The organism is Pantoea sp. Tr-811 (genome assembly GCF_011752535.1).
In the GTDB taxonomy this organism is placed as follows: Bacteria; Pseudomonadota; Gammaproteobacteria; order Pseudomonadales; family Pseudomonadaceae; genus Aquipseudomonas.
In genome coordinates, this window is the sequence record NZ_VWXJ01000028.1 from 24,152 (window position 1) to 47,343 (window position 23,192).

Below are 23,192 nucleotides of genomic sequence, written 5' to 3' on the forward strand. Positions count from 1 at the left end.
TTCCTGGTTATGCGCTTGATTGACGGTTTCAGGCTTGGGCGATAAGGCAGTCACGGCCGCGTCGGGTAGAGGCCCGCGGTGCAGATGATGAAACTCAGCGCCAAGTACGGGTTCGCCACATTGACCGGCAGGCTGGAGCCAGCAGGGCTGGTACTTTGCGGCGACAAGGTGATGTCGACCTTGGTGGTCGGGTCGCTGGTCTGACCGTAGATGTTGACGGGCGAACCGGCAGCATCTTCGACAGCGGCAAGGTAGCTGTTGGGCCCTGGTACGCTGACGGTGGCTTTCAGCGAAGAGGCGCCCATGGAATGGGCATGGGCCGGCATGTTGGCGGTCAGTACGTTGACGTCGGTGGCCCCGCTTTGCTGCCCCAGCACGAACGATTTGCTGACGTTCCCCGCCTGGCCCGTGCCAACCGGCATGCGCCCGCTGAAATTCGGCAACGCAAAGGTGGTGATCCCGTCTCCGCCATACGTGGTACCAATGATGGTGAACAGTGCTTCGTTCTGGGAAATGGGCAATATCTGCCCCTGGCACAGCAACCAGTTAACGGGGGCATAGGTGCCCGCGAAGATCTTGATTTCACCCAAATATGCATCACTCATTCGAACACTTCCTTTGTTGCTTCGGTTGGAGTTCGTGCCATTGGTTGCGGGCCGGCGTTCGCGGCTGCGCTTTGCCTTCAGGCCGCCATGCGCTTGCGGTGGATGACCGCCTCCAGCGCATGACACCCATCTTCTTCGGGCTTGACCGGCGTCATCATCAACGTCCATTGCTGGCCCTCGGGGGCGCTGACGCGGAACATTGCCTGCGGCAGCTGCACACCTTCGGGCAAGGCGAACACGATGGCGTAGCATTCGTAATCCGCGCTCATCGCCACCTCGGTGCGCAGCGCGACACGGGTAACCTGAATATGCTGCTGCGGCCCGACCTGAAGGCTGAAGGCGTCAGCAGGCACGCGCTCCAGCTCGGTATAGGTGGGCATGGTGTAGTCGATCGTTTCGCTCATGACGGCATCCTGCTGGGGTGGTCGGGGGCCTCGCGGCGCATGCGCAGGTACACGCCTTTCTGGTCGATGACCTGAAAGCCGAAGCGCTGGTAGAGCTGCAAGGCCGGGTTGTAAGGCTCTACCGAAAGCTCGACCGGCAGCTGAAGCTGGTCGCTACGGCGCAGCAGGGCTTCGAGCAAGCCGCTGCCGATACCGTGCTTCTGGTAATGGGGGAGCAACGCGATATCGATCAGCACCGCGCAGGTGCGGCCGAAGTAGGTGTAGAGACGCCCAGCTCGCTCGCCATCCGCTTCGACGATGCAGAATTCGGCATGGGTGAAATGCTGCTGGTAATACTGGTGCTGGGCGTTGAACTGCATCTTCAGGAAGCTGGCGATCTGCTCGGCCGGCCAGCCACTGTGGGTCATTTCAAGGGCGCGGCTGGTGGCATACACGTGTTCGATAAAACCCATGTCGCCTGTTTCCAGGGCACGCAGCGTCACAGCGTACTTCGTCATCAAAGCAAACTTCCCTGTCATCGATCAGCCGGTGAGCAAACCATTCGTGTGATGGGCATCACACGCCGAGATATGGCCAATTGATATCACCTTATCCCAATTGTCCTACAATCTCACTACTCAAAAACCACTTTCTCGCACGCCAAGCGCGGCCATTCGTCGCCAGGCTGCAGCCAGCAGCGATTCGCCCTGGCCGTCCAGCACCACCAGGCCTCGCAGCGGGTGGGCAAGGTGTTCAGCGGCGCCCTGCTGCAACACGAACTGCGCCCCGTATTGCGCCTGCAACGGCTGCGCACGCTTCTGGTCGTCACGCCGTACCGCAATCGGGCCCTTGTGCTCGGAAACCAACGCCTCCTGATCAATGTAGGCCACACCGTTGGCATCAACCTGGGCAAGGTTTACCGCAAGCGAGCCACGCAGCACATCGTCGGCAACAAAGTGCCCCTGGCTGCCCGGCGCGACCCGCCAGAGGTCGGCTTCGGCCAGGTAGCCGCGCAGCCGCAGGCCATCCTCGATGATGCGCGCCAAGGGCAACTCGGCCGTGATCCAGCGGCCCGGGCTGAGGCTGTCGGCAAGGTCGCGTACCGTGCCAGCATGGGCCGCGCGCAAGGTCAGGCGCTCGCGCTGGGCGGCCAGGCCACGGTACTCGGCCACCGCCTCGGCCAGGCGCTGCTCAACAATGCCGCTGTCCACCGCCGTGCTACTGCGGCTGGACTGGCGCCGCAACTGCAATTGCAGGATTTCAATTTCACGCCGGGTAATCGCCATGCGCGATGCCAGGTCGGGGGACTCGAGCACCGCCAGTACCTGGTTTTCGGCAACCCGCTGGCCATCCACCACCCGCACTTCAGCCACCCTTGCCGCCGTGGGCGCATGCACGGCGGTGACCCTGGCCGCTTCGAGCATCGCCGGCACTTCCACCCCGCTGCGCCAGGGCACCAGCAACAGGGCCAGCAGCACCAGCGCGGCGCTACCTAGCCCCAGCACCTTGCGCGGATGCGCCTTGGCCCGATGCTGCCACCAATGGCGCATTTCCTTGTAGATGGGCAACCCAATGAACCACACCAACTCGACCATCATCAGGAAGATGCCGAGCACCTTGAAGAACAGGTGATAAACCGCTAGGGCAATGCCGAAGAACAGCACGGCGCGCCACAGCCAAGAGGCGTAGCCCCAGCACAGCAGGCGCTTGCGCAAGGCCGGCGACCAGCGCTCCGGCGGCGCTTCGCCATAGCCGAACAGGCATTCGCGCAGGTGCCAGCGGCACAGGGCATAGCCCCGGCCTTGCAAGTTATCCACACCCCACAGGTCGCTGAGCAGGAAGTAGCCGTCAAAACGCATCAACGGGTTGACGTTGATTGCCACGGTGGTCACCCAAGTGGCGCTGGCCAGCATGAATGCAGCCGTGCGCCCTGCCCCATCCGGCAGCAGCGACCAGGCCAGCAAGGCGATGCAGGCCAGCAGCAATTCTGCCAGCACGCCGCCGGCACCGATCAGCAGGCGCGTGCGCCGGTCTTGCACGCGCCAGGCATCGCTGACATCGGTGTACAGCATTGGCAACAGCACCATGAACGCCACGCCCATGCTCGGCACCCGGCAACCGGCGCGCTTGGCCATGTAGGCATGGCCGAACTCATGGCAGAGCTTGGCGAAGCCCAGGGCGATGGCGAAGGCCAGCATGCCACCGAGGCTGAGCAATTGCGGGAAGGTGGCCAGAAAGCGTTCCCAGTCGCGCATCACCAAGAATGCGCCAAGCAAGGCCACCAGCGGCAGGCCGCCACGCAGCAAGGCTGGCCCGTAGCGCTCCAGCCACGGCCAGGTGCGGTTGAGAAAGGCATCCGGGCGCCACAGTGGGATGCGGAAGAACAAGTATTTGTGCAGCACCTGGGTCCACAGGCCCTGGCGCTGGCTGGCAGCCTTCAGGGCATAGCTGGCGTTCTGCTCTGGGTCGGCGCCGCTGATCAGGTCGTGCCCACGCAGGAATTTCAGCAACTCATCCAGCGCCTGCGGGGTCAGTGGCGCGCCGGGTTCGGCATTGGCGGCGCGCAGCACCTGCAGGGCATCGCCCAACGCCCAGTGGCGCAACAGGCGCATGGCCGGTGCGCCGAGCTTGAAATACTTGCCGCGCAATGGGTCGGCCAAGGTCCACTGCGGCGAGCCGTCCAGCCCTGGGGTCGCCACCGAGAGCTGCAGGTCCGGGCGCAGCGCCGGCAGGTTCATATCCCCACCGCCTGGCGCAGGGCCGCCAGTGGGCGGCGCAGCAGGTACAGGGCCAGCGGTGCGTGGGCGCCGAACACCTTGGCCGTGCCGCGCAGGCCGATACGCGGCGGCGCGTCGGCGAAGCGGGCGTCCAGGCGGTAAGCCAGCTGCCCGGCAGCGGTGGCCTGGGCCTCATAGGCTGCACGCTCAAGCGTGGCGGCGTGGCGGTTCAAGGGGTCGCTGTCGAGGAACAGGGCAACCTCGGCGCCCTTGTCCAGGCCGATGGCATCGGCCACCGGCAGCTCGATACGCAGTTCGGCCTGGGCCGGGTCGGCAATTTCCATCAGCCGCTCACCGGTACGCATCGGCTTGCCGACAAAGCGCTGGGCGTCGGCGAACACGGCAATACCGCCGCGCTCGGCGCGCACCTCGCTGCGCGCCAGCAGGTTACGGGCATAGTCGCGCTCGGCACGCTTCTGTTCCACCCGGGCGGCCAGCAAGTCCAGGCGGGCACTGGAATCGGCATCGGAAAAGGCGCGCTGGGTGTTGGCCTTGAGTTCTGCTTCGGCCACGCCCAGGGTGCGTTCGGCCACGTCGGCCTGCGCCTTGAGGGCGGTGGCGTCGAAACGCACCAGCAACTCGCCGGCCTGTACCGGCTGGTTGGGCTTGACCAACACCTCGGCAACCACGCCATCAAGCGGCGCGGCAACCACCTGGCCATTGAGTGGCACCACCTCTGCAGGCGCCAGCACCGACTGGCGCACCGGAATCAGGAACAGCAGCAACACGCAGGCGGCCACGGCAAGGCGGGTGCGAGCCGGCCAGCGCAGGCGCCAGGGCTTGCGCGGCTGCAAGGCGCCCCAGGCGTGGGCATAGCAATCGCCCAATTGCGCCAGCAGCACTTGCTCGGCATCGCTCCAGGCGTGGTCACGCGCCAGCCATAGCCCGCCGAACACCTCGCCGCGGCGGTCCTTGAGCGGCAACCAGAAGGCATGCGGAGCCGACAGCGCCTGCCAGTCGTCGCGGCTGGCCTGGTCGACGGTTTCCGGCGGCACCGCGCCCGGCAGGGCAAAACGGTCACTCGCCCCCAGGCGGGCAACCATGCGTTCGATGAACACCACGAAGGGGGCGTTGGGTTCAACCACGCTGATGCCGGTGAGCGCACGCACCTTGCCGGCAATCAGCAAGGCGCCGTGGCGGTAGCCAAACAGCGGCTGGCTGTCGTTGACCATGCTGAACGACAGCACTTCAAGCGATGCGGCAGCACGTGCCTGGCGCTCCAGCTTCAGGTAATGCGCCAGCAGCTGTTCGAGGGCGCCGGGAACGGGGGCGTTCATTGCGGCTGCACGAAGTGGGCGGTGCCGCTCATGCCGGCCAGCAGGCCCGGCGTGTTGGCCGGCACGCTGCCGATCAGCAGCAGGGTCTGGCTGCCTTCGTCGATGCGTGCGCCCAGGCGCTTGACCACCGCGTCGATCGGCTTGCCGGTTTCATCGGGCACGAAGCTGAAGGCCTGCTCGGGCTTGAGCTTGCCGAGCCAGCGCGAGGGCACCAGCAGGTGAATTTCCAGCGAGCGGTTATCGACGATTTCCAGCAGCGGGGCGCCACTGGCCACGCTCTCGTGGGCCTGTACACGGCGGGCAACGACTTGACCATCGAACGGCGCCTTGACCTGGCAGCGCTGGACTTGCACCTGGTAAACCTGGGCTTCGGCCTGCGCTTGGGCCTGGCGGGCCTCGGCCAGCGACACCTCGAAACGGCCCACGGAATTGAGCGCGGCCAGTTGCTGCTTGTTGCGCAGCTCCTCTTTGGCCGCGCGTACGGCGGCGCCTGAGGCATTGGCCTGGGCCTGGTAGGCGCTGCAGTCGAAGCGCACCAGCACATCCCCCTTGCTGAACGCCTGGCCCTCGGCAAACGGCATGTCCACCACCCGGCCGGGCAGCTCACTGGCCAACACAGCCTGCGAGCGCGCGCGAAGTACACCACGGATTTCACTACCGGCAGCACTGGCGCCGTCGAGCAAAGGATCGTTCTCGGCGGCAGCATGGGCCACCGCACTGCTCAAGGCCAACACCGTCCAGCACAGCCACTGCTTCATATCACCACGTCCCTGTAAATATCTGCACGCTTCGAAGGGGTATCCGCTGTTTTTCTCCGATCTTGACCCACCGCCGGTCAGCCTATGCTGGCTACACAAGCGCTGCATGGGGGTTGTCGGGGCGTTGAAACGGGATACGGAAAAAGGCAGGCAGCGCTGGAGCGATGGAAGAGATGATCCAGTTCACCTGAAAAACCACAGCGCAGTGGCCGGATGCTATCAACGTTTTGGATGCACTGGAAGTGACCTATGAAGCCAGGCAGATGACGTCGGCGTTTTTCTAGCGCAAACGAAAAAGCCCGCCTTGAAAGGCGGGCTTATCGTATCTGGTGGGTCGTGTAGGATTCGAACCTACGACCAATTGGTTAAAAGCCAACTGCTCTACCAACTGAGCTAACGACCCGGAAATGGTCGGGGTGAGGGGATTCGAACTCCTGACATCCTGCTCCCAAAGCAGGCGCGCTACCGGACTGCGCTACACCCCGAGGTCTTGCAAAAAAAAGGGCACCTCACTCGAGATGCCCTTTTTACATGGTGGGTCGTGTAGGATTCGAACCTACGACCAATTGGTTAAAAGCCAACTGCTCTACCAACTGAGCTAACGACCCGGAAAATGGTCGGGGTGAGGGGATTCGAACTCCTGACATCCTGCTCCCAAAGCAGGCGCGCTACCGGACTGCGCTACACCCCGAGATTGGCTCCGCGACCTGGACTCGAACCAGGGACCCAATGATTAACAGTCATTTGCTCTACCGACTGAGCTATCGCGGAACTGAACTTCGGCACATCTTTACAGCTTCGAAGTCTGTGTTAGCTTCGATCTCTTTAGCTACCCGCTTTCGCGTTGTCGCTGCTGAGGTCGGCTATTCTACATTCTTCGTTTTACTTGTCAACACCTTTTTTTCATTCAACTTACTGATTTGTAAGTTGTTTTGCGGTCACCGATGTTGCTGGTGATTCGCTTGGTGGCTGACAACGCGGCGTATATTAGGGGCACCTGATTTTAGATGCAAGCAGAAATTTCAAAAATTTCAGCAAGTTATCTGGAGGGCCCGGGAAGGCCTGAATTTGCGCGGGTTGTGGTGGGCTCATCGCGAGCTTTGCTCGCTCCTACACCGGCCTGGTAGGAGCGAGCGCAGCGCGCGATGCGCCGCCCACGGCGCCCTGCAATCAACCGAAGACGATTTCGTCCCCTTCCACCTTGGCGGTAATCGCCGTGCCCGGCAGGAACTTGCCAGCCAGAATCAGCTGCGCCAGCGGGTTTTCGATCCAGCGCTGGATCGCGCGCTTCAGCGGCCGGGCGCCGTACACCGGGTCGTAACCCACGGCGATCAGCTTGTCCAACGCCTCTGGGCTCAGGCTCAGCGACAGGTCGCGCTCCAGCAGGCGGCTGCGCAGGCGGCCGAGCTGGATTTCAGTGATGCCGGCGATCTGCTCACGGCCCAACGGCTCGAACACCACCACTTCGTCGATCCGGTTGATGAACTCCGGACGGAAATGCGCGCCCACGGCGTCCATCACTGCCGCACGCTGTGCCTCGCGGTCGCCCACCAACTCCTGGATCTGCGCCGAGCCCAGGTTGGAGGTCATCACGATCACCGTGTTGCGGAAGTCCACGGTGCGCCCGTGGCTGTCGGTCAGGCGGCCATCCTCCAGCACCTGCAGCAGCACGTTGAACACATCCGGGTGTGCCTTCTCGACCTCGTCCAGCAGCACCACCGCGTAGGGTTTGCGGCGCACGGCTTCGGTCAGGTAACCGCCCTCTTCATAACCTACGTAGCCAGGTGGGGCGCCGATCAGGCGAGCCACGGAGTGTTTCTCCATGAACTCGGACATGTCGATGCGCACCATGGCCTCTTCGGTGTCGAACAGGAACTCGGCCAGCGCCTTGCACAGCTCGGTCTTGCCCACGCCGGTCGGGCCAAGGAACAGGAACGAACCACTGGGCCGGTTCGGGTCGGACAACCCAGCCCGCGAACGGCGCACGGCATTGGCCACAGCAGTCACGGCCTCGCCCTGCCCGATCACGCGCTGGTGCAGCAGCGCTTCCATCTTCAGCAGCTTTTCACGCTCGCCTTCGAGCATTTTCGCCACCGGAATGCCGGTCCATTTGGACACCACTTCGGCGATTTCTTCCTCGGTGACCTTGTTGCGCAGCAACTGGTTGTCGGTCTTGCCGTGCTGGTCGACCATCTGCAGGCTGCGCTCCAGGTCCGGGATCACCCCGTACTGCAGCTCGGCCATGCGGCTCAGGTCGCCCTTGCGGCGGGCGCTTTCCAGTTCCTGGCGAGCCTGTTCGATTTTCTGCTGGATCTGCGCCGAGCCCTGCACTTCGGCTTTTTCGGACGCCCAGATTTCCTCCAGGTCGGAATACTCACGCTCCAGGCGCTCGATTTCCTCGGTCAGTTTTTCCAGGCGCTTCTTCGCGGCCTCGTCTTCTTCTTTCTTCAGTGCCTGGGACTCGACCTTCAGTTGAATCAGGCGACGGTCGAGGCGGTCGAGCACTTCCGGCTTGGAGTCGATCTCCATGCGGATGCGGCTGGCGGCCTCGTCGATCAGGTCGATGGCCTTGTCTGGCAGCTGGCGGTCGGTGATATAGCGGTGGCTGAGCTTGGCGGCAGCGATGATCGCACCGTCGGTGATGGCCACTTTGTGGTGCACTTCATAGCGCTCTTTCAGGCCACGCAGGATGGCGATGGTGTCTTCCTCGCTCGGCTCTTCCACCAGCACTTTCTGGAAACGACGCTCCAGGGCGGCGTCTTTTTCGATGAACTGGCGGTACTCGTTGAGCGTGGTGGCACCGACGCAATGCAACTCGCCCCGGGCCAGGGCTGGCTTGAGCATGTTGCCAGCGTCCATGGCGCCCTCGCCTTTGCCGGCGCCAACCATGGTGTGCAGCTCGTCGATGAACAGGATGATCTGGCCTTCCTGCTTGGACAGCTCGTTGAGCAGGCCTTTGAGGCGCTCTTCGAACTCACCGCGGTACTTGGCACCGGCGATCAGCGCGCCCATGTCCAGCGCCAGCAGGCGCTTGCCCTTCAAGCCATCGGGCACTTCGCCGTTGATGATGCGCTGGGCCAAGCCCTCGGCGATGGCGGTTTTGCCGACGCCCGGTTCGCCGATCAGCACCGGGTTGTTCTTGGTGCGGCGTTGCAGCACTTGCACGGTGCGGCGGATTTCATCGTCACGGCCAATCACCGGGTCGAGCTTGCCTTCCTCGGCACGCTTGGTCAGGTCGACGGTGTACTTGTCCAGGGCCTGGCGCGACTCCTCGGCGTTGGCATCATTCACCGCCGCGCCGCCGCGCAGGTTGCTGATGGCATTTTCCAGGGCTTTCTTGCTCACGCCCTGGCCGAGCAGCAACTTGCCAAGCTTGCTGTTCTCGTCCATGGCAGCGAGCAGCACCAGTTCGCTGGAGATGAACTGGTCGCCCTTCTGCTGGGCCAGGCGGTCGGCCTGGTTGAGCAGGCGCGCCAGGTCCTGCGACATGTTCACGTCGCCGGTGGGGTTCTGGATTTTCGGCAGCTGGTCGAGTTCTTTCACCAGCGCCTGGCGCAGGCTGTTGACGTCGAAGCCAACCTGCATCAGCAGTGGCTTGATCGAACCGCCCTGCTGTTCGAGCAGTGCCTGCAACAGGTGCACCGGCTCGATGGCTGGGTGGTCCATGCCAACGGCCAGGGATTGGGCATCGGAGATGGCAAGCTGGAGCTTGCTGGTCAAACGGTCTATTCGCATGGGATACCTTCCTTTAAAGGGCAGGTCGGAGCGATGGACAGCGCCTGTTTATAAAGAAACCTGCCTGAGATGACTTTATAGATAAGGGTGATTCTGGAAGATTCAAGCGTAGCGGGGTTGACCGGGGTCAACCGGTTGAATTAACGCTGGAGCATTCGCGGGGCAAGCCCGCTCCTACAAGGGACGGGTTCGTTTTGTAGGAGCGGGCTTGCCCCGCGAAGAGGCCGGTGCAGGCTAGCGCGGTTCCAGCCACACCAACGAGGCAAAGCGCCCACCCTGCGGCGTGCGGCGGTAGGAGAAGAACCGCTCATCGCTTACCGTACACAAGCCCCCGCCATATACGGCCGTCACCCCACGCGCCGCCAGGCGAATGCGGGCCAGCTCATAAATGTCGGCCATCAGCTTGCCCGGCCGCTCACCCTCGACGAACGCCCGGGCCGCTTCAGGGTGCACCGCGGTAAAGGCCTCGCGCACTTCCAGCCCCACCTCGAATGCTGCCGGGCCAATGGCCGGCCCCAACCACACCAGCACCTCTTCAGGCGCCAGGGCCAGGCGGTCGAGGGTGGCCTCCAGCACGCCACCGGCCAGCCCGCGCCAGCCGGCATGGGCGGCGGCCACGCGGGTGCCGGCGCGGTCGCAGAACAGCGCGGGCAGGCAGTCGGCGGTCATTACCGCACAGGCGATACCCGGCTGGCTGGTCCAGCTGGCGTCGGCCTCGGCCACCACGGCCGGGTTGGCATCGGCCACGACCTGCCCATGCACCTGCTTGAGCCAGGCGGGCTGGATGGCGAATTCGTCGCTCAGGCGGCGGCGGTTCTCGGCGACCGCCAGCGGGGCATCGCCCACGTGGTCACCGAGGTTGAAGCTGGCGAAGGGCGCCAGGCTGACGCCGCCTTCGCGGGTGGTGACGCAGGCGCGGACCGAGGCCGGGGCAGGCCAATCGGGGAACAGCAGCGACTGCGTCAGGCCACTCATCCGATAAAGCTCTCGCGGTCCTGGTTGAGCAGCGACAGCAACCAGACGAAGTCATCCGGCAGCGGCGATTCCCATTTCATCTTCTCACCGGTGATCGGATGCACCAGGGCGAGGAACCGCGCATGCAGCGCCTGGCGCGGGAAAGTCTTCACCGCCTCTACCATGGTTGGGCTGGCTGCCGGCGGAATGCGGAAACGCACGCCGTACGTCTGGTCGCCGACCAGCGGATAACCGACATGCGCCATGTGCACGCGGATCTGGTGGGTACGCCCGGTTTCCAGCTTGACCCGCACATGGGTGTGCGAGCGGAAGCGCTTGAGTACCCGGTAGTGGCTGACCGCTGGCTTGCCGCCGTCCGTCACGGCCATGCGCTGACGCAGGCCACCGTGACGGCCGATCGGGGCATCGATCTTACCGCCGGCGATCACCACGCCAACCACGATGCACTCGTAGATGCGGCTGACAGTACGGCTTTGCAACTGCTCGACCAGCTTGGCCTGCGCCTGCAGCGTCTTGGCCACCACCATCAGACCGGTGGTGTCCTTGTCCAGGCGGTGCACGATACCGGCGCGTGGCACGTTGACGATGTCCGGCACATGGTGGAGCAGCGCGTTGAGCAAGGTACCGCTGGCATGCCCGGCGGCCGGGTGAACCACCAGCCCGGCGGGCTTGTTGATCACCAGGATGTGCTCGTCCTCGTAGACGATATCCAGTTCGATGTCTTCGGCAATCCACTCGCCCTGGGCCTCTTGCTCGGCCTCCAGGACAAGCAGGGAGCCACCATGGACGGGATCGCGTGGTCTGACGACCGCGCCGTCGACCGTCAGGCGGCCCTCTTTGATCCACGAAGTAAGCCGCGAACGCGAATACTCAGCGAACAATTGGGCGGCGACCTGGTCGAGGCGTTGGCCGCCCAGTTCGGACGGGACCTCTGCGCTAAGTTGAATGATCTCGGACATGCTCGATTCGGCGGGCGCACAGCCTTTGGTTTCGGCTGCGAGCTTGTGGTTAAATACGGCTTCTTTTGTCCCGGGGTTGGCCGGGGCGCTCATCATAACAGGACGGCACCGCCCAAGACAGCGGCCGTCAAAGGGACGCAAGCCGCCATGCAAGTGAAACACCTGCTGCTGATCGCTATCCTCGGGCTTACCGCGGCCTGTTCCTCTAACAAGGAAGTCATTGACGAGAACCTCAGTGAGGCCGAGCTGTATCAACAGGCTCAGTCCGATCTGGACAACTCCAGCTACACCAGCGCGGTGAACAAGCTCAAAGCCCTGGAGTCGCGCTACCCGTTCGGCCGCTACGCCGACCAGGCGCAGCTCGAACTGATCTACGCCAACTACAAGAACTCCGAGCCCGAGGCTGCCAAATCGGCTGCCGAGCGCTTCATCCGCCTGCACCCGCAGCACCCGAACGTCGACTACGCCTACTACCTCAAGGGCCTGACCTCGTTCGACCAGGATCGCGGCCTGCTGGCGCGCTTCCTGCCGCTGGACATGACCAAGCGTGACCCGGGCGCGGCGCGTGACTCGTACAACGAATTCGCCCAGCTGACCAGCCGCTTCCCCAACAGCCGCTACGCGCCAGACGCCAAGCAGCGCATGATCTACCTGCGCAACCTGCTGGCCTCCTACGAAATCCACGTGGCCGACTACTACCTGAGCCGTCAGGCCTACGTGGCTGCCGCCAACCGTGGCCGCTACGTGGTCGAGAACTTCCAGGAAACCCCATCGGTCGGCGATGGCCTGGCCGTGATGGTCGAGTCGTACCAGAAAATGCACCTGGACGAGCTGGCCGCCACCAGCCTGGAAACCCTCAAGCTCAACTACCCGGACCACCCAAGCCTGGTCGATGGCCAGTTCCAGCCCAAGCAGACCGAGTCTGATGGCCGCGGCTGGCTGTCCAAGGCGACCCTGGGCCTGATCGAAACCGAAACCCCGCTGCCGCCGGGCGAAACCCGCGCCAACCAGGACGTGGTCAAGCAGTTCCAGGACGCCCGCGACGAAATGCCGCAAGAGCTGCTGCCCAAGGACGAGAACGGCGACCCGATCGTGCCGGCCGGGCCGAAGGAAGCCGAGAAAGACCGTTCCTGGTTCAGCTACATGACCTTTGGCCTGTTCGACTGATGACAGGCGCATGAGAAAGGGAGGCCAGAGGCCTCCCTTTTTTATTGGCCGCGCCCTAGACTGTCGGCTTTCTTCCACCGACAAGCTGGTCACCATGATTCGCCTACTTTTCTGGGTCGCCCTGATCGCCGCCGCGTTCTGGCTGTGGCGCAAATTCAACGCCAGCCAGCAGCCGCCCGCCGAGCCCAAGCTCGACGCCCCGCTGAAGATGGTGCGCTGCGCCCACTGCGGCGTGCACCTGCCCGACGACCGGGCGCTGCAGCAAGGTAGCGAATGGTATTGCAGCCAGGCGCATTTGCAGCAGGGGCCAGGCCGGTCGGCGTAACTCCTCGCCCTTTGAATCGGGTGGAAGATCAATCATCGTAGTGGTATCGGCACTGCAAGATGGTCATCTGCCCGGCTTCGAACAGGTACACCAACCGATGCTCGCGGGTAATGCGACGAGACCAGAAGCCTGAAAGATCACCTTTGAGGGGCTCCGGCTTGCCTGTGCCTTTGAACGGTGTACGCAGGCACTCCCGAATCAGCCTGTTGATCACGGCAAACACATCAGTGTCAGCATCCCTCCAGTGACAATAGTCTTCCCAGCCCTCCGAAGTGAACGCAACACTGATCGAATTGCGAGCTTCAGTCTTGTTCCGTTGCTTTGACTTCGTGTTCATCGATGGACAGCTCATGAGAAGCAGCTTTTCCCGACCGCAACTGATCAATGGATGCGCGCAAGCGCTTGGCATTGGCTGATGAACCCAGCAGATACAGGGTTTCCTGCATGCCGTTGTAGTCCTCAAGGGAGATCATGACAACCGGCTCTCCGCGCTGGCGAGTGATGATCGCAGGTTCGTGATCCCGACAAACATCGTCCATTGTCTGCTTCAGGTCGGCGCGAGCCTGGCTAAAAGTCAGTACATGCATTTCTTCAAATCCTTCCCAGGAAGGGCCTGGATCAGGTATCTCTTGGCCCACGCAGCAGGGCTGAATGAGCAATGGGCTTGCAGGTACGTGCCGACGGACTCAGCAGGGACCAACCAAAACATTGTACAATCCTAGGTACAAACCTCAACTGCCCATGGTCGGGATACCTTGGGCACGCGAATCATAGATTGGGCTGCCTGCAAAGCGGTAGGTGCCAGCTTGCCATAGGGCTAGTAGGAAATGTCATCAACGACCCTCGCAGGGTAAGCCCACTCCTCCAGGCTGCGCTGTCGCGCAGGGAACAGTGCCAGCAGGCGCACCTCCATTCCCTGTAGGAGCGAGCACAGCTCGCGATGGGCTGCAAAGCAGCCCCGGGTCATGAGCCGCGAAGCTGAAACCCTGGGGCCGCTGCGCGCCCCATCGCGAGCTACGCTCGCTCCTACCGCAGTGGCGCCGGCTTGGAGATTGCCAGGGCTGCGCTAGGAGCAGAACAAGCCCTCAGCCCAGACGACCTTCTGGCGCATACGGCGCCGGGTCGATGATTGGCTCGGCCCCGGTCAGCAGATCTGTGAACAATTGGCACGAGGCTGGCGCCAGCACCAGCCCATTGCGGTAGTGCCCGCAATTCAGCCACAACCCGGCATGCCCGGGCACTGGCCCGATGTAGGGAATGCCTTCGGGCGAGCCCGGCCGCAAGCCGGCCCAGTGCCCAACCACTTCGGCATCGGCAAGCGCCGGCAGCAACTCGATGGCCGACGCCTTGAGGCTGGCCAGCGCGTCATCGGTCGGGGTTTTGTCGTAGCCGGCATGCTCCAACGTGCTACCCACCAGAATGTGCCCGTCGCGCCGAGGGATCGCATAGCGCCCCTTGGCCAGCACCATGCTCGGCAGAAAGTCCTCGGCGCACTTGAACAGGATCATCTGGCCCTTCACCGGCACCACCGGCAGCTCAAGGCCCAGGGTGCGCAACAGGTCGCCGCTCCAGGCACCGGCGCTGAGCACCACTTCATCGGCGGCCAACACGCCGTCGGCGGTCTGCACCCCAGCCACCCGGCCATCCTGGTGAACGAAGCCGCTGACTGGGCAATGCTCGCGCAAGGTCACATTGGGCAGCGCCTGCAGCGCGGCCTTCAGCGACTTCACCAGCCGTGGGTTGCGCACGTTGGCCACACCGGCCATGTAGATAGCGCGCTTGAAGCCTGCCCCCATCACCGGAACGGCATCATAGGCCGCCGAGATATCCACGGCGCTCAGTGGCCGCTGCTGGCGAACCGCCCAGGCCAGCGCCTCGGCTTCATCGTCCAGGTCGAGCCAGTACAGCCCGGTGGTGTGAACTTCCGGGTCGATTCCGGTGCTGGCGAACAGCCGCTCGCCCAGCTGTGGATAAAAATCCTGAGACCAGTGCGCCAGGGCGGTTACCGCCGGGCTGTAGCGCCAGGGGTACAACGGCGAGACGATACCCCCACCCGCCCACGACGACTCGCGGCCAACCTCGCCCTGATCGCACACCACCACCTGGCCGACCTTGGCCGCCAGGTTGAATGCGGTCAGCAGGCCAATCACCCCGCCGCCAACCACCACTACTTGCTTGCTCATCTGTCGATCCAACACCTGAAGTAAAACCGCGATGCACCGGGCATCATTGAACCTTCAGCTTCCCCAACAGCGCTCACTGCCTGGCACGGCATTCGGGTTACCCTGCACGCCGGCCTGGTCGAGCTGGAAATCGCCGCAACGATCATCGGCCATCAGCCCACCAGGCAAGCGCTGCGCGAGCAGCGTGAAGGTATCGCTGTCGCGCTGGGCGTGCAGGCGGTAGTGGCGGTTGGCAACGGGCAGTTGCAGCTCGCCCTCGGCGTACTGGCCGGTGCGCACGCGGTGGCGCTCCAGGCGCAGGGCAGCGTCGTGCAGCAGGCCGACCACTTCGCTGCGTGCGGCTCGCCTGAGCTGGTCGCTGTAACTGGGGTAGGCAATGGCTGCCAGAATGCCGGTCACGGCCACGACAATCAACAACTCGATCAGGCTCATTCCTTGCTGCATATCAGTCTTCCCTCAGTCTTTGCCGCCAGAGGATGCGCCGCGGTGCCTGTGCTTGAGCGGTCGGCACGGCGTAGACGGCCTCCAGCACCTGCCTGGCGGCCTGTTGCCGGCTGACCGCCGTCACTCGGTACAAGGTGACCTGCTGAGCCTCGGGCATATGAATCGCGTTGCTGGTTTCACCCAGGTTCTGCAACTGGAAGTAACCTGACGGGCTGGCCTGCCAGTGGCCATGGAGCTCATGCGGACGTGGCGGTGGCGGGCAGCCTTGGCACGCGGGAAGCGCCGCCTGGCGCAGCGCTGACAGGCCGGCCAGCAGCGTGCCTTCTGCTTCCTCGAAAGCCTGCAAGCCATCGCTCAGGGTTGCAGCCATGCGCATGTCCACCAGCGCGTCACGCAGGGCCGACGCTGCGAGCAACCCCAGCAACAGGCTGAACACCAACGCCAGCACCAGCACCATGCCCCGCTGGCGCTTCATGGCCCGGCTACCGGATTGCGCAGCGCCACGCTCAGCCCATGCTGCTGCTCCAGTTGCAGTACCGGTTCGTACAACGTCAGGCGCAGGTCTATCCGCTGCCCTTGCGGCGTGTTCACCAGCGCCACCTGAAACGCGCGCACGTGCTCGGCCAGCCCCTGGGGCCGCCCACGGCGGCTGAACATCAGCGAAGTACCGTTCAGGTAGTAGCGATACCGGCTGATGGGGATGGCCATGAAGCCGTCCGGGTTCGCTGGGCGCCGGGGGTACAGGGTGGCCTGGTCATGGCAGTTGGTCAGCAAGGTCCAGTCTGGCGCCCCGGTATGGCCAGGCAACTCGGCGACGATCAGGTTGAGGCTCGACGGGCCGACTTCCACCGGCTGCTCGAACGCCTGCCGGGCAGCCGCAGCTTCGAACTCGATGGCCTCCAGCCGCAGGCAGCCGAACATGCCGGCCTGGCGGATGTCCCGGGCCATGCGCAATAGCGCCAGGCGGGCATCGTCCTGCAGGCGCAGCGCGGCGCCTTGCAGGTGCCAGCTTCGGTGAGCCGAAATCAGCAGTTGACCTGCCCCTGCCAGCACCATCACGCCAATCGCCAGCGCCAGCGTGGCCTCCAGCAAACTGAACCCACCCTGCCCTCGCCGGCTCAACGGCGCAGTTCCTGCTCACTGTGCAAAGCCAGCGCCGCAGCGCCGTCACGCCGCGCCTCGTCCGTGGCCTGCAATGCCTTCAACTGCAAACCCGCGGCAGCAAACATGCAGACGGCCACTACCAGGCCGGCCAGCAACACCTCGATCAGCGTCATACCTTGCTGTTTTTCGTGCATCCATGCACCTCCTGCGACGTTTCCTGCAAATAACTTGAACGTGGGCGACTGGACCTCGTGTCCAACGTCGGTAAAGCTCAAGCCAAGCACGTCCAGGGAGGGATGCCCAGTGAAGCAACGCGGTGTAACACTGATACAAACGATGTTTGCCCTGGCCTTGGCCGCCTTGCTGACGCAGCTTGGCATGCCGGCCTACGCCCGCTTGAGCGATGACCTACACCGAGCGGCGGCAGCCCGCGACCTGGCCCAGGCACTGCGCAGTGCGCGCAGCCATGCCGTGCTGCAAGGTCAGCCCGTGCAGGTGCAACCGCTTGAAATGGATTGGGGCAAGGGCTGGCGCGTGGTGCTGGAAAGCAACCAGCAGGTACTGCGTGAGCACCGGCTGTCACGGCCATTGAACATCGCGAAAAATGCAGGCATGCAACTCAGGTTCAGCGCACAGGGCGTGCCGCTGGGACAGGGCGATGGCTTTACCGGCACGACGCTGCAGGTTTGCGATAGCCCGTACTACGTGGTGCTGTCGAGCAGCGGCAGGGTCAGCCTGCGCACGGGAGATCGCAACGACCTTCCGTGCACAGGCACCTGAATCAGATCAGCGAGCGAACCCGCAGCTCCTTGGGCATGGAGAACGTGATGTTCTCCGGGCGCCCGTCCAGCTCTTCGGCGCCAGTGGCGCCCCAGGCCCGGAGCTGCTCGATCACGCCACGTACCAGCACCTCTGGCGCCGAAGCACCGGCGGTGATGCCAACGCGCTCGGCCCGGTCGAACCAGCCGCGCTGCAGGTCTTCGGCACCGTCGATCAGGTACGCCGGGGTGCCCATGCGCTCGGCCAGCTCGCGCAGGCGGTTGGAGTTGGAGCTGTTCGGGCTGCCGACCACCAGCACCACGTCGCACTCACCGGCCAGTTGCTTGACGGCGTCCTGGCGGTTTTGCGTGGCGTAGCAGATGTCGTCCTTGCGCGGGCCACCGATGTTCGGGAAGCGCGCACGCAGGGCATCGATGACCCGGCTGGTGTCATCCATCGACAGCGTGGTCTGGGTGACGAAGGCCAGGTGGTCGGGGTCGTTCACCTGCAGCTGGGCAACATCGTCCTCGTCCTCGACAAGGTAGATGGCGCCGCCGTTGCTGGCGTCGTACTGGCCCATGGTGCCTTCGACTTCCGGGTGCCCTTCGTGGCCGATGAGGATGGTTTCACGGCCATCGCGGCTGTACTTGGCCACTTCGATGTGCACCTTGGTGACCAGCGGGCAGGTTGCGTCGAACACCTTCAGGCCGCGGCCGGCGGCTTCCTGGCGCACGGCCTGGGAGACGCCATGGGCGCTGAAGATGACGATGACATCGTCCGGCACCTGGTCCAGCTCTTCGACGAAGATGGCGCCACGGTTGCGCAGGTCTTCGACCACGAACTTGTTGTGCACCACTTCGTGACGCACGTAGATCGGCGGGCCGAAGACTTCCAGCGCACGGTTGACGATCTCGATCGCCCGGTCGACCCCTGCGCAGAAGCCGCGAGGGTTGGCGAGTTTGATTTGCATGCTCGGCTCCAGGCTTACAGGGCCTTCACCTCGAGGATCTCCACCTCGAAGGTCAGGGTCTTGCCAGCCAATGGGTGGTTGAAGTCGATGGTCACCTGCGCGTCATCGAACGCTTTGACCACACCCGGCAATTCGGTGTTGGCGGCGTCGTTGAAGATGATCAGCAGCCCGTCGGACAATTCCATGCCCTCGAACTGGGACCGCGGCATCACCTGCACGTTCTGTGGGTTGGGCTGGCCGAAGGCGTTCTCCGGCGCGACCACCACGGTGCGCTTGTCGCCGGCCTTGAAGCCGAACAACGCGGCCTCGAAACCTGGCAGCAGGTTGCCGTCACCCACCTTGAAGGTGGCCGGGGCCTTGTCGAAGGTACTGTCGACGGTATCGCCGTTTTCCAGGTGCAGCGCGAAGTGCAGGGTGACTTCGGTGTTCTGGCCGATGCGGGTGTCAGTCATGGACCGGATCCTCGGACTTCTTGCTCTTGAACATATCCAGCGCCAGCATCACCGCACCAACGGTGATGGCGCTGTCGGCCAGGTTGAAGGCCGGGAAATAATGGCGGTTCTGCCAGTGCACCAGGATGAAGTCGACCACGTGGCCGAGCACGATGCGGTCGTACAGGTTGCCGATCGCACCGCCCAGCACCAGCGCCAGCGCCACGGCCAGCCAGGTTTCGCCGCGCCCCAGGCGCTTGAGCCAGACCACCAGCACGGCACTGACCACCACGGCGATCAGGGCGAACAGCCAGCGCTGCCAGCCCCCGCCCTCGGCCAGGAAGCTGAAGGCGGCGCCGGTGTTGTAGGCCAGGGTCCAGCTGAAGTAGTCGGGAATCACCACGATCTGCTGGTACATGGTCAGCGCATTGTTGAAGTACAGCTTGCTGGCCTGGTCGAGGACCAGGACCAGCAAGCTCAGCCACAACCACGCCAGGCGCCCGAAGCGCCCCGCCGCAGGGTTAGGCATAGTGGCGCACCTCACCGGAGCCGGTCAGGTTGTCGACGCAACGGCCGCAGATTTCCGGGTGCTCCGGGTGGCTGCCGACGTCGGCGCGGAAGTGCCAGCAACGGCCGCACTTCACGTGGCCGGACTTCACCACCTGCAGCTTGAGGCCTTCGACTTCGGTGGCCACGGCTTCGGCCGGCGCCTGGGCGAACGGCACCACGCTGGCGGCCGAGGTGATCAGCACGAAGCGCAGTTCGTCGCCCAGCTTGTTCAGGTCGGCGCTCAGGCCCTCCTCGGCAAACAGGGTAACTTCGGCCTGCAGGTTGCCGCCGATGACCTTGGCGGTACGCTGGTTTTCCAGCTCCTTGTTGACGGCCGCTTTCACTGCCATCACGCGGTCCCAGTAGGCACGGTCCAGCTCGGTGCCTTGCGGCAGCTCGGTCAGGCCCTGGTACCAGCCGTTGAGCATCACCGACTCGTTGCGCTCGCCCGGCAGGTACTGCCAGATTTCATCGGCGGTGAATGCCAGGATCGGCGCGATCCAGCGCACCAGCGCCTCGCTGATGTGGTACAGCGCGGTCTGGCAGGAACGGCGGGCGACACTGTTGGCGCCGGTGGTGTACTGGCGGTCCTTGATGATGTCGAGGTAGAAACCGCCCAGCTCCTGCACGCAGAAGTTGTGGATCTTGGAATAGACGTTCCAGAAACGGTATTCGCCGTAGTGCTCTTCCAGCTCGCGCTGCAGCAGCAGGGTACGGTCCACGGCCCAGCGGTCCAGGGCGATCATGTCTTCCGGCTTGAGCAGGTCACGGGCCGGGTCGAAGCCGGACAGGTTCGAGAGCAGGAAGCGCGCGGTGTTGCGGATACGCCGGTAGGCATCGGCGCTGCGCTGCAGGATCTGCTCGGAAACGGCCATTTCGCCCGAGTAATCAGTGGCCGAAACCCACAGGCGCAGGATGTCGGCACCCAGGGTGTTGTTGACCTTTTCCGGCTCGATGGTGTTACCCAGCGACTTGGACATCTTGCGGCCGTTCTCGTCCACGGTGAAGCCGTGGGTCAGCAGCTCGCGGTACGGCGCGTGGCCGTCGATGGCGCAACCGGTCAGCAGCGAGGAGTGGAACCAGCCGCGGTGCTGGTCGGAACCTTCCAGGTACAGGTCGGCGCGTGGGCCGGTGGCGTGGCCGATGTCGTGGGAGCCACGCAGCACGTGCCAGTGGGTGGTGCCGGAGTCGAACCAGACGTCGAGGGTGTCGGCGATCTTGTCGTACTGGCCGGCTTCATCGCCCAGCAGTTCGGCAGCGTCCAGCTTGAACCAGGCCTCGATGCCCTCTTGCTCGACGCGCTTGGCCACTTCTTCCATCAGCTCGACGGTGCGTGGGTGCAGCTCGCCGGTTTGCTTGTTGAGGAAGAACGGAATCGGCACGCCCCAGTTGCGCTGACGCGAGATGCACCAGTCCGGGCGGTTGGCGATCATCGAATGCAGGCGCGCCTGGCCCCAGGCCGGCACGAAGGTGGTGTCCTCGATGGCCTTGAGGGCGCGCTCGCGCAGCGGCTCGCCGGTGCTTGGCTGCTTGTCCATGCCGACGAACCACTGCGCGGTGGCGCGGTAGATCAGCGGGGTTTTGTGGCGCCAGCAGTGCATGTAGCTGTGGCTGATGGTTTCGGTGTGCATCAGCGCGCCGACTTCGCTGAGCTTGTCGACGATTGCCGGGTTGGCCTTCCAGATGAACTGGCCACCGAAGAACGGCAGCGACTCGACGTAAACGCCGTTGCTCTGCACCGGGGTCAGGATGTCGTCGTTGACCATGCCGTAGCGCTTGCAGGTGACGAAGTCGTCTTCACCGTAGGCAGGCGCCGAGTGCACCACGCCGGTGCCGGCGCCCAGCTCGACGTAGTCGGCCAGGTAAACCGGCGACAGGCGGTCGTAGAACGGGTGGCGGAAGTTCACCAGCTCCAGGGCCGAGCCTTGGGCGGTGGCGATGACCGCGCCTTCGAGGTTGTAGCGCTTGAGGCACGACTCGACCAGTTCTTCGGCCAGCACCAGCAGGCGCTCGCCGGTATCGACCAGGGCGTACGTGAACTCTGGGTGGATGTTCAGCGCCTGGTTGGCCGGGATGGTCCACGGGGTGGTGGTCCAGATCACGATCGCAGCAGGCTTGGCCAGCGCGGCCAGGCCGAAGGCGGCGGCCAGCTTGGCGTCATCGGCGACCGGGAAGGCCACGTCGATGGTTTGCGATTTCTTGTCGGCGTACTCGACTTCGGCCTCGGCCAGGGCCGAGCCGCAATCGAAGCACCAGTTCACAGGCTTGAGGCCCTTGAACACGAAACCTTGCTTGACCATTTCGGCCAGGGCGCGGATTTCACCGGCCTCGTTGGCGAAGTTCATGGTCTTGTAGGGGTTGTCCCAGTCGCCCAGCACGCCCAGGCGAATGAACTCGGTCTTCTGCCCTTCGATCTGCTCGGCGGCGTACTCGCGGCACAGCTCGCGAGTGCGGTCGGCGCTCAGGTGCTTGCCGTGGGTGACCTCGACCTTGTGCTCGATCGGCAGGCCGTGGCAGTCCCAGCCCGGGACATACGGCGCGTCGAAGCCGGACAGGGTCTTGGAGCGGACGATCATGTCCTTGAGAATCTTGTTCAGCGCATGACCGATGTGGATCTTGCCGTTGGCATAGGGCGGGCCGTCGTGCAGGACGAACTTCGGACGATCCTTGCCAATTTCGCGCAGCTTCCGGTACAGGCCAATGCTGTCCCAGCGCTGCAGAATCTGCGGTTCGCGCTGAGGCAGGCCGGCCTTCATGGGGAAGGCGGTGTCCGGAAGGTTTAGCGTGGCTTTGTAGTCGGTCATTTCAGGCTCTTCGTTAGCGGTTGAGCGTGCCAATGTGCACGTGCGGCGGCGATATCCGCATCGATCGCCGACTTCAGCGCCTCCAGGGAGGCGAATCGCTGCTCTTCACGCAGCTTGTGGTGGAATTCCACCGTCAGGCGCCGGCCATACAGATCGCCGGCATAATCCAGTAGATGAATCTCAAGGTGCGGGCGGCCGTCACCGGCCACGGTGGGGCGCACCCCGATATTGCCGACACCCGGCCAGGCCTTGCCGTCGATCTCGATGCTGGCCAGGTAGACCCCGGACAGCGGCACGCGGCGGCGCTTGAGCTGGATGTTGGCGGTGGGCGTGCCAAGCTGGCGGGCAAGCTTCTGCCCGTGCAGCACGCGCCCGGTAATGCGGTAAGGGCGGCCCAGCAGGTGCTCGGCGAGGGTGAAGTTGCCCTCGGACAAGGCCTTGCGCACTTCGGTGCTGCTGACCCGCAGGCCGTCCTGAATCACCGTGTTGGCAGCCTCGACGGTGAAGCCGTATTGCTTGCCGGCATCGACCAGGAAGGCGAAATCACCGGCGCGGTCGCAGCCGAAGCGGAAATCGTCGCCCACTTCCAGGTGACGCACGCCCAGGCCATCGACCAGGATCGCCTTGACGAAGGCGTCGGCGCTGAGCTGGCTCAGGCGCTGGTTGAAGGCCAGGCACAGCACCCGGTCGATGCCTTCGGCGGCCAGCAGCTCGACCTTGTCGCGCAGGCGCGCCAGGCGGGCCGGGGCGGTGTCCGGAGCGAAGTATTCACGTGGCTGTGGCTCGAAGATCACCACGCAGGTCGGCAGGCCAAGTTCCTGGCCACGCTCGCGCAGGCGCGCCAGGATAGCCTGGTGGCCACGGTGAACCCCGTCGAAGTTGCCAATGGTGGCGACACAGCCCCGGTGCTCGGGGCGCAGGTTGTGAAGACCTCGAACCAGCTGCATAGCGCGCTTCTTGCTCATAAAGTGGCCGATTATAACCACA

The 23,192-nt window shown here is 64.1% G+C and carries 24 protein-coding genes and 5 tRNA genes; 3 read left to right on the top strand and 26 right to left on the bottom strand.

The window, feature by feature from the left end; all coding sequences use genetic code 11:
* Positions 1-50 precede the first annotated feature (50 nt).
* From F3J44_RS27560 to rluD, 14 genes are all read right to left on the bottom strand, one after another.
* The gene (locus tag F3J44_RS27560; protein ID WP_205300220.1) at positions 51-605 is read right to left on the bottom strand and encodes a phage tail protein; all 555 of its coding nucleotides are present in this window, start codon (positions 603-605) and stop codon (positions 51-53) included.
* 77 nt (positions 606-682) lie between these two features.
* Positions 683-1,009, bottom strand: a complete 327-nt coding sequence (locus F3J44_RS29665) for a hypothetical protein (RefSeq protein WP_205300221.1) — start codon at positions 1,007-1,009, stop codon at positions 683-685.
* Positions 1,006-1,506, bottom strand: a complete 501-nt coding sequence (locus tag F3J44_RS27565; protein ID WP_167277636.1) for a GNAT family N-acetyltransferase — start codon at positions 1,504-1,506, stop codon at positions 1,006-1,008. Before F3J44_RS27565 ends, F3J44_RS29665 begins: the two co-directional genes overlap by 4 nt.
* Positions 1,507-1,626: 120 nt before the next feature.
* Positions 1,627-3,726 carry an efflux RND transporter periplasmic adaptor subunit gene (locus tag F3J44_RS27570; RefSeq protein ID WP_167277637.1) on the bottom strand — a complete coding sequence of 700 codons (2,100 nt, stop codon included), beginning with the start codon at positions 3,724-3,726 and terminating at the stop codon, positions 1,627-1,629.
* The gene (locus tag F3J44_RS27575; protein WP_167277639.1) at positions 3,723-5,042 is read right to left on the bottom strand and encodes an efflux RND transporter periplasmic adaptor subunit; all 1,320 of its coding nucleotides are present in this window, start codon (positions 5,040-5,042) and stop codon (positions 3,723-3,725) included. The genes F3J44_RS27570 and F3J44_RS27575 overlap by 4 nt, the downstream gene beginning before the upstream one ends.
* On the bottom strand, positions 5,039-5,800 hold the full coding sequence (locus F3J44_RS27580) for an efflux RND transporter periplasmic adaptor subunit (RefSeq protein WP_167277641.1): 762 nt from the start codon (positions 5,798-5,800) through the stop codon (positions 5,039-5,041). The genes F3J44_RS27575 and F3J44_RS27580 overlap by 4 nt, the downstream gene beginning before the upstream one ends.
* A 327-nt stretch (positions 5,801-6,127) precedes the next feature.
* Positions 6,128-6,203 (bottom strand) — tRNA-Lys (locus tag F3J44_RS27585).
* 5 nt (positions 6,204-6,208) lie between these two features.
* Positions 6,209-6,285 (bottom strand) — tRNA-Pro (locus tag F3J44_RS27590).
* Between the two features lie 47 nt (positions 6,286-6,332).
* Positions 6,333-6,408: transfer RNA gene (locus F3J44_RS27595), tRNA-Lys, on the bottom strand.
* Between the two features lie 6 nt (positions 6,409-6,414).
* Positions 6,415-6,491, bottom strand: a tRNA-Pro gene (locus F3J44_RS27600).
* A 4-nt stretch (positions 6,492-6,495) separates the two neighbouring features.
* A tRNA-Asn gene (locus F3J44_RS27605) sits at positions 6,496-6,571 on the bottom strand.
* 399 nt (positions 6,572-6,970) lie between these two features.
* Complete coding sequence (gene clpB, locus F3J44_RS27610; protein WP_167277642.1) at positions 6,971-9,535, bottom strand: ATP-dependent chaperone ClpB; 2,565 nt, start codon at positions 9,533-9,535, stop codon at positions 6,971-6,973.
* Between the two features lie 234 nt (positions 9,536-9,769).
* Positions 9,770-10,510, bottom strand: a complete 741-nt coding sequence (gene pgeF / locus F3J44_RS27615; protein ID WP_167277644.1) for a peptidoglycan editing factor PgeF — start codon at positions 10,508-10,510, stop codon at positions 9,770-9,772.
* The gene (rluD, locus tag F3J44_RS27620) at positions 10,507-11,469 is read right to left on the bottom strand and encodes a 23S rRNA pseudouridine(1911/1915/1917) synthase RluD (protein ID WP_167277646.1); all 963 of its coding nucleotides are present in this window, start codon (positions 11,467-11,469) and stop codon (positions 10,507-10,509) included. The genes pgeF and rluD overlap by 4 nt, the downstream gene beginning before the upstream one ends.
* A gap of 147 nt (positions 11,470-11,616) precedes the next feature.
* Between rluD and F3J44_RS27625 the strand changes: the two genes are divergently transcribed.
* Together F3J44_RS27625 and F3J44_RS27630 are read left to right on the top strand one after the other, a co-directional pair.
* Entirely contained in the window at positions 11,617-12,636 is a 1,020-nt protein-coding gene (locus F3J44_RS27625) for an outer membrane protein assembly factor BamD (protein WP_167059289.1), read from the top strand.
* Between the two features lie 94 nt (positions 12,637-12,730).
* Complete coding sequence (locus F3J44_RS27630; RefSeq protein WP_167059291.1) at positions 12,731-12,961, top strand: PP0621 family protein; 231 nt, start codon at positions 12,731-12,733, stop codon at positions 12,959-12,961.
* 28 nt (positions 12,962-12,989) lie between these two features.
* Here F3J44_RS27630 and F3J44_RS27635 read toward each other — a convergent pair whose 3' ends face one another.
* The 7 genes from F3J44_RS27635 to F3J44_RS27665 all read right to left on the bottom strand — a co-directional run bounded on the left by F3J44_RS27635 (position 12,990) and on the right by F3J44_RS27665 (position 16,886).
* A complete protein-coding gene (locus F3J44_RS27635; RefSeq protein WP_167277662.1) occupies positions 12,990-13,250 on the bottom strand; it encodes a Txe/YoeB family addiction module toxin in 261 nt (86 codons plus the stop codon).
* 13 nt (positions 13,251-13,263) lie between these two features.
* The gene (locus F3J44_RS27640) at positions 13,264-13,548 is read right to left on the bottom strand and encodes a type II toxin-antitoxin system Phd/YefM family antitoxin (protein WP_167059294.1); all 285 of its coding nucleotides are present in this window, start codon (positions 13,546-13,548) and stop codon (positions 13,264-13,266) included.
* Between the two features lie 498 nt (positions 13,549-14,046).
* A complete protein-coding gene (gene thiO / locus F3J44_RS27645; protein WP_167277647.1) occupies positions 14,047-15,144 on the bottom strand; it encodes a glycine oxidase ThiO in 1,098 nt (365 codons plus the stop codon).
* Between the two features lie 54 nt (positions 15,145-15,198).
* Positions 15,199-15,588, bottom strand: coding sequence for a type IV pilin protein (locus F3J44_RS27650; RefSeq protein WP_167059299.1), 390 nt, complete (start codon positions 15,586-15,588; stop codon positions 15,199-15,201).
* 1 nt (position 15,589) lies between these two features.
* Entirely contained in the window at positions 15,590-16,063 is a 474-nt protein-coding gene (locus tag F3J44_RS27655; RefSeq protein ID WP_167277649.1) for a hypothetical protein, read from the bottom strand.
* Positions 16,060-16,710 (bottom strand): PilW family protein, encoded by a 651-nt coding sequence (locus F3J44_RS27660; RefSeq protein ID WP_167277651.1) that lies wholly within the window; start codon positions 16,708-16,710, stop codon positions 16,060-16,062. The genes F3J44_RS27655 and F3J44_RS27660 overlap by 4 nt, the downstream gene beginning before the upstream one ends.
* Positions 16,707-16,886: a prepilin-type N-terminal cleavage/methylation domain-containing protein gene (locus tag F3J44_RS27665; protein ID WP_167277652.1), complete on the bottom strand. Its 180-nt coding sequence runs from the start codon at positions 16,884-16,886 to the stop codon at positions 16,707-16,709. The genes F3J44_RS27660 and F3J44_RS27665 overlap by 4 nt, the downstream gene beginning before the upstream one ends.
* A 142-nt stretch (positions 16,887-17,028) precedes the next feature.
* Between F3J44_RS27665 and F3J44_RS27670 the strand changes: the two genes are divergently transcribed.
* Positions 17,029-17,472: a GspH/FimT family protein gene (locus tag F3J44_RS27670; RefSeq protein WP_205300223.1), complete on the top strand. Its 444-nt coding sequence runs from the start codon at positions 17,029-17,031 to the stop codon at positions 17,470-17,472.
* Between the two features lies 1 nt (position 17,473).
* Here F3J44_RS27670 and ispH read toward each other — a convergent pair whose 3' ends face one another.
* Genes ispH through ribF form a run of 5 tightly spaced genes read right to left on the bottom strand, consistent with a single transcriptional unit; the run spans position 17,474 to position 23,152 of the window.
* A complete protein-coding gene (ispH, locus tag F3J44_RS27675; RefSeq protein ID WP_167277656.1) occupies positions 17,474-18,421 on the bottom strand; it encodes a 4-hydroxy-3-methylbut-2-enyl diphosphate reductase in 948 nt (315 codons plus the stop codon).
* 14 nt (positions 18,422-18,435) lie between these two features.
* Entirely contained in the window at positions 18,436-18,873 is a 438-nt protein-coding gene (gene fkpB, locus F3J44_RS27680; protein WP_167277657.1) for an FKBP-type peptidyl-prolyl cis-trans isomerase, read from the bottom strand.
* On the bottom strand, positions 18,866-19,381 hold the full coding sequence (gene lspA / locus F3J44_RS27685; RefSeq protein ID WP_167277659.1) for a signal peptidase II: 516 nt from the start codon (positions 19,379-19,381) through the stop codon (positions 18,866-18,868). The genes fkpB and lspA overlap by 8 nt, the downstream gene beginning before the upstream one ends.
* Complete coding sequence (gene ileS, locus F3J44_RS27690; protein ID WP_167059318.1) at positions 19,374-22,205, bottom strand: isoleucine--tRNA ligase; 2,832 nt, start codon at positions 22,203-22,205, stop codon at positions 19,374-19,376. The genes lspA and ileS overlap by 8 nt, the downstream gene beginning before the upstream one ends.
* Entirely contained in the window at positions 22,202-23,152 is a 951-nt protein-coding gene (gene ribF / locus F3J44_RS27695; RefSeq protein ID WP_167277661.1) for a bifunctional riboflavin kinase/FAD synthetase, read from the bottom strand. The genes ileS and ribF overlap by 4 nt, the downstream gene beginning before the upstream one ends.
* Positions 23,153-23,192 lie beyond the last annotated feature (40 nt).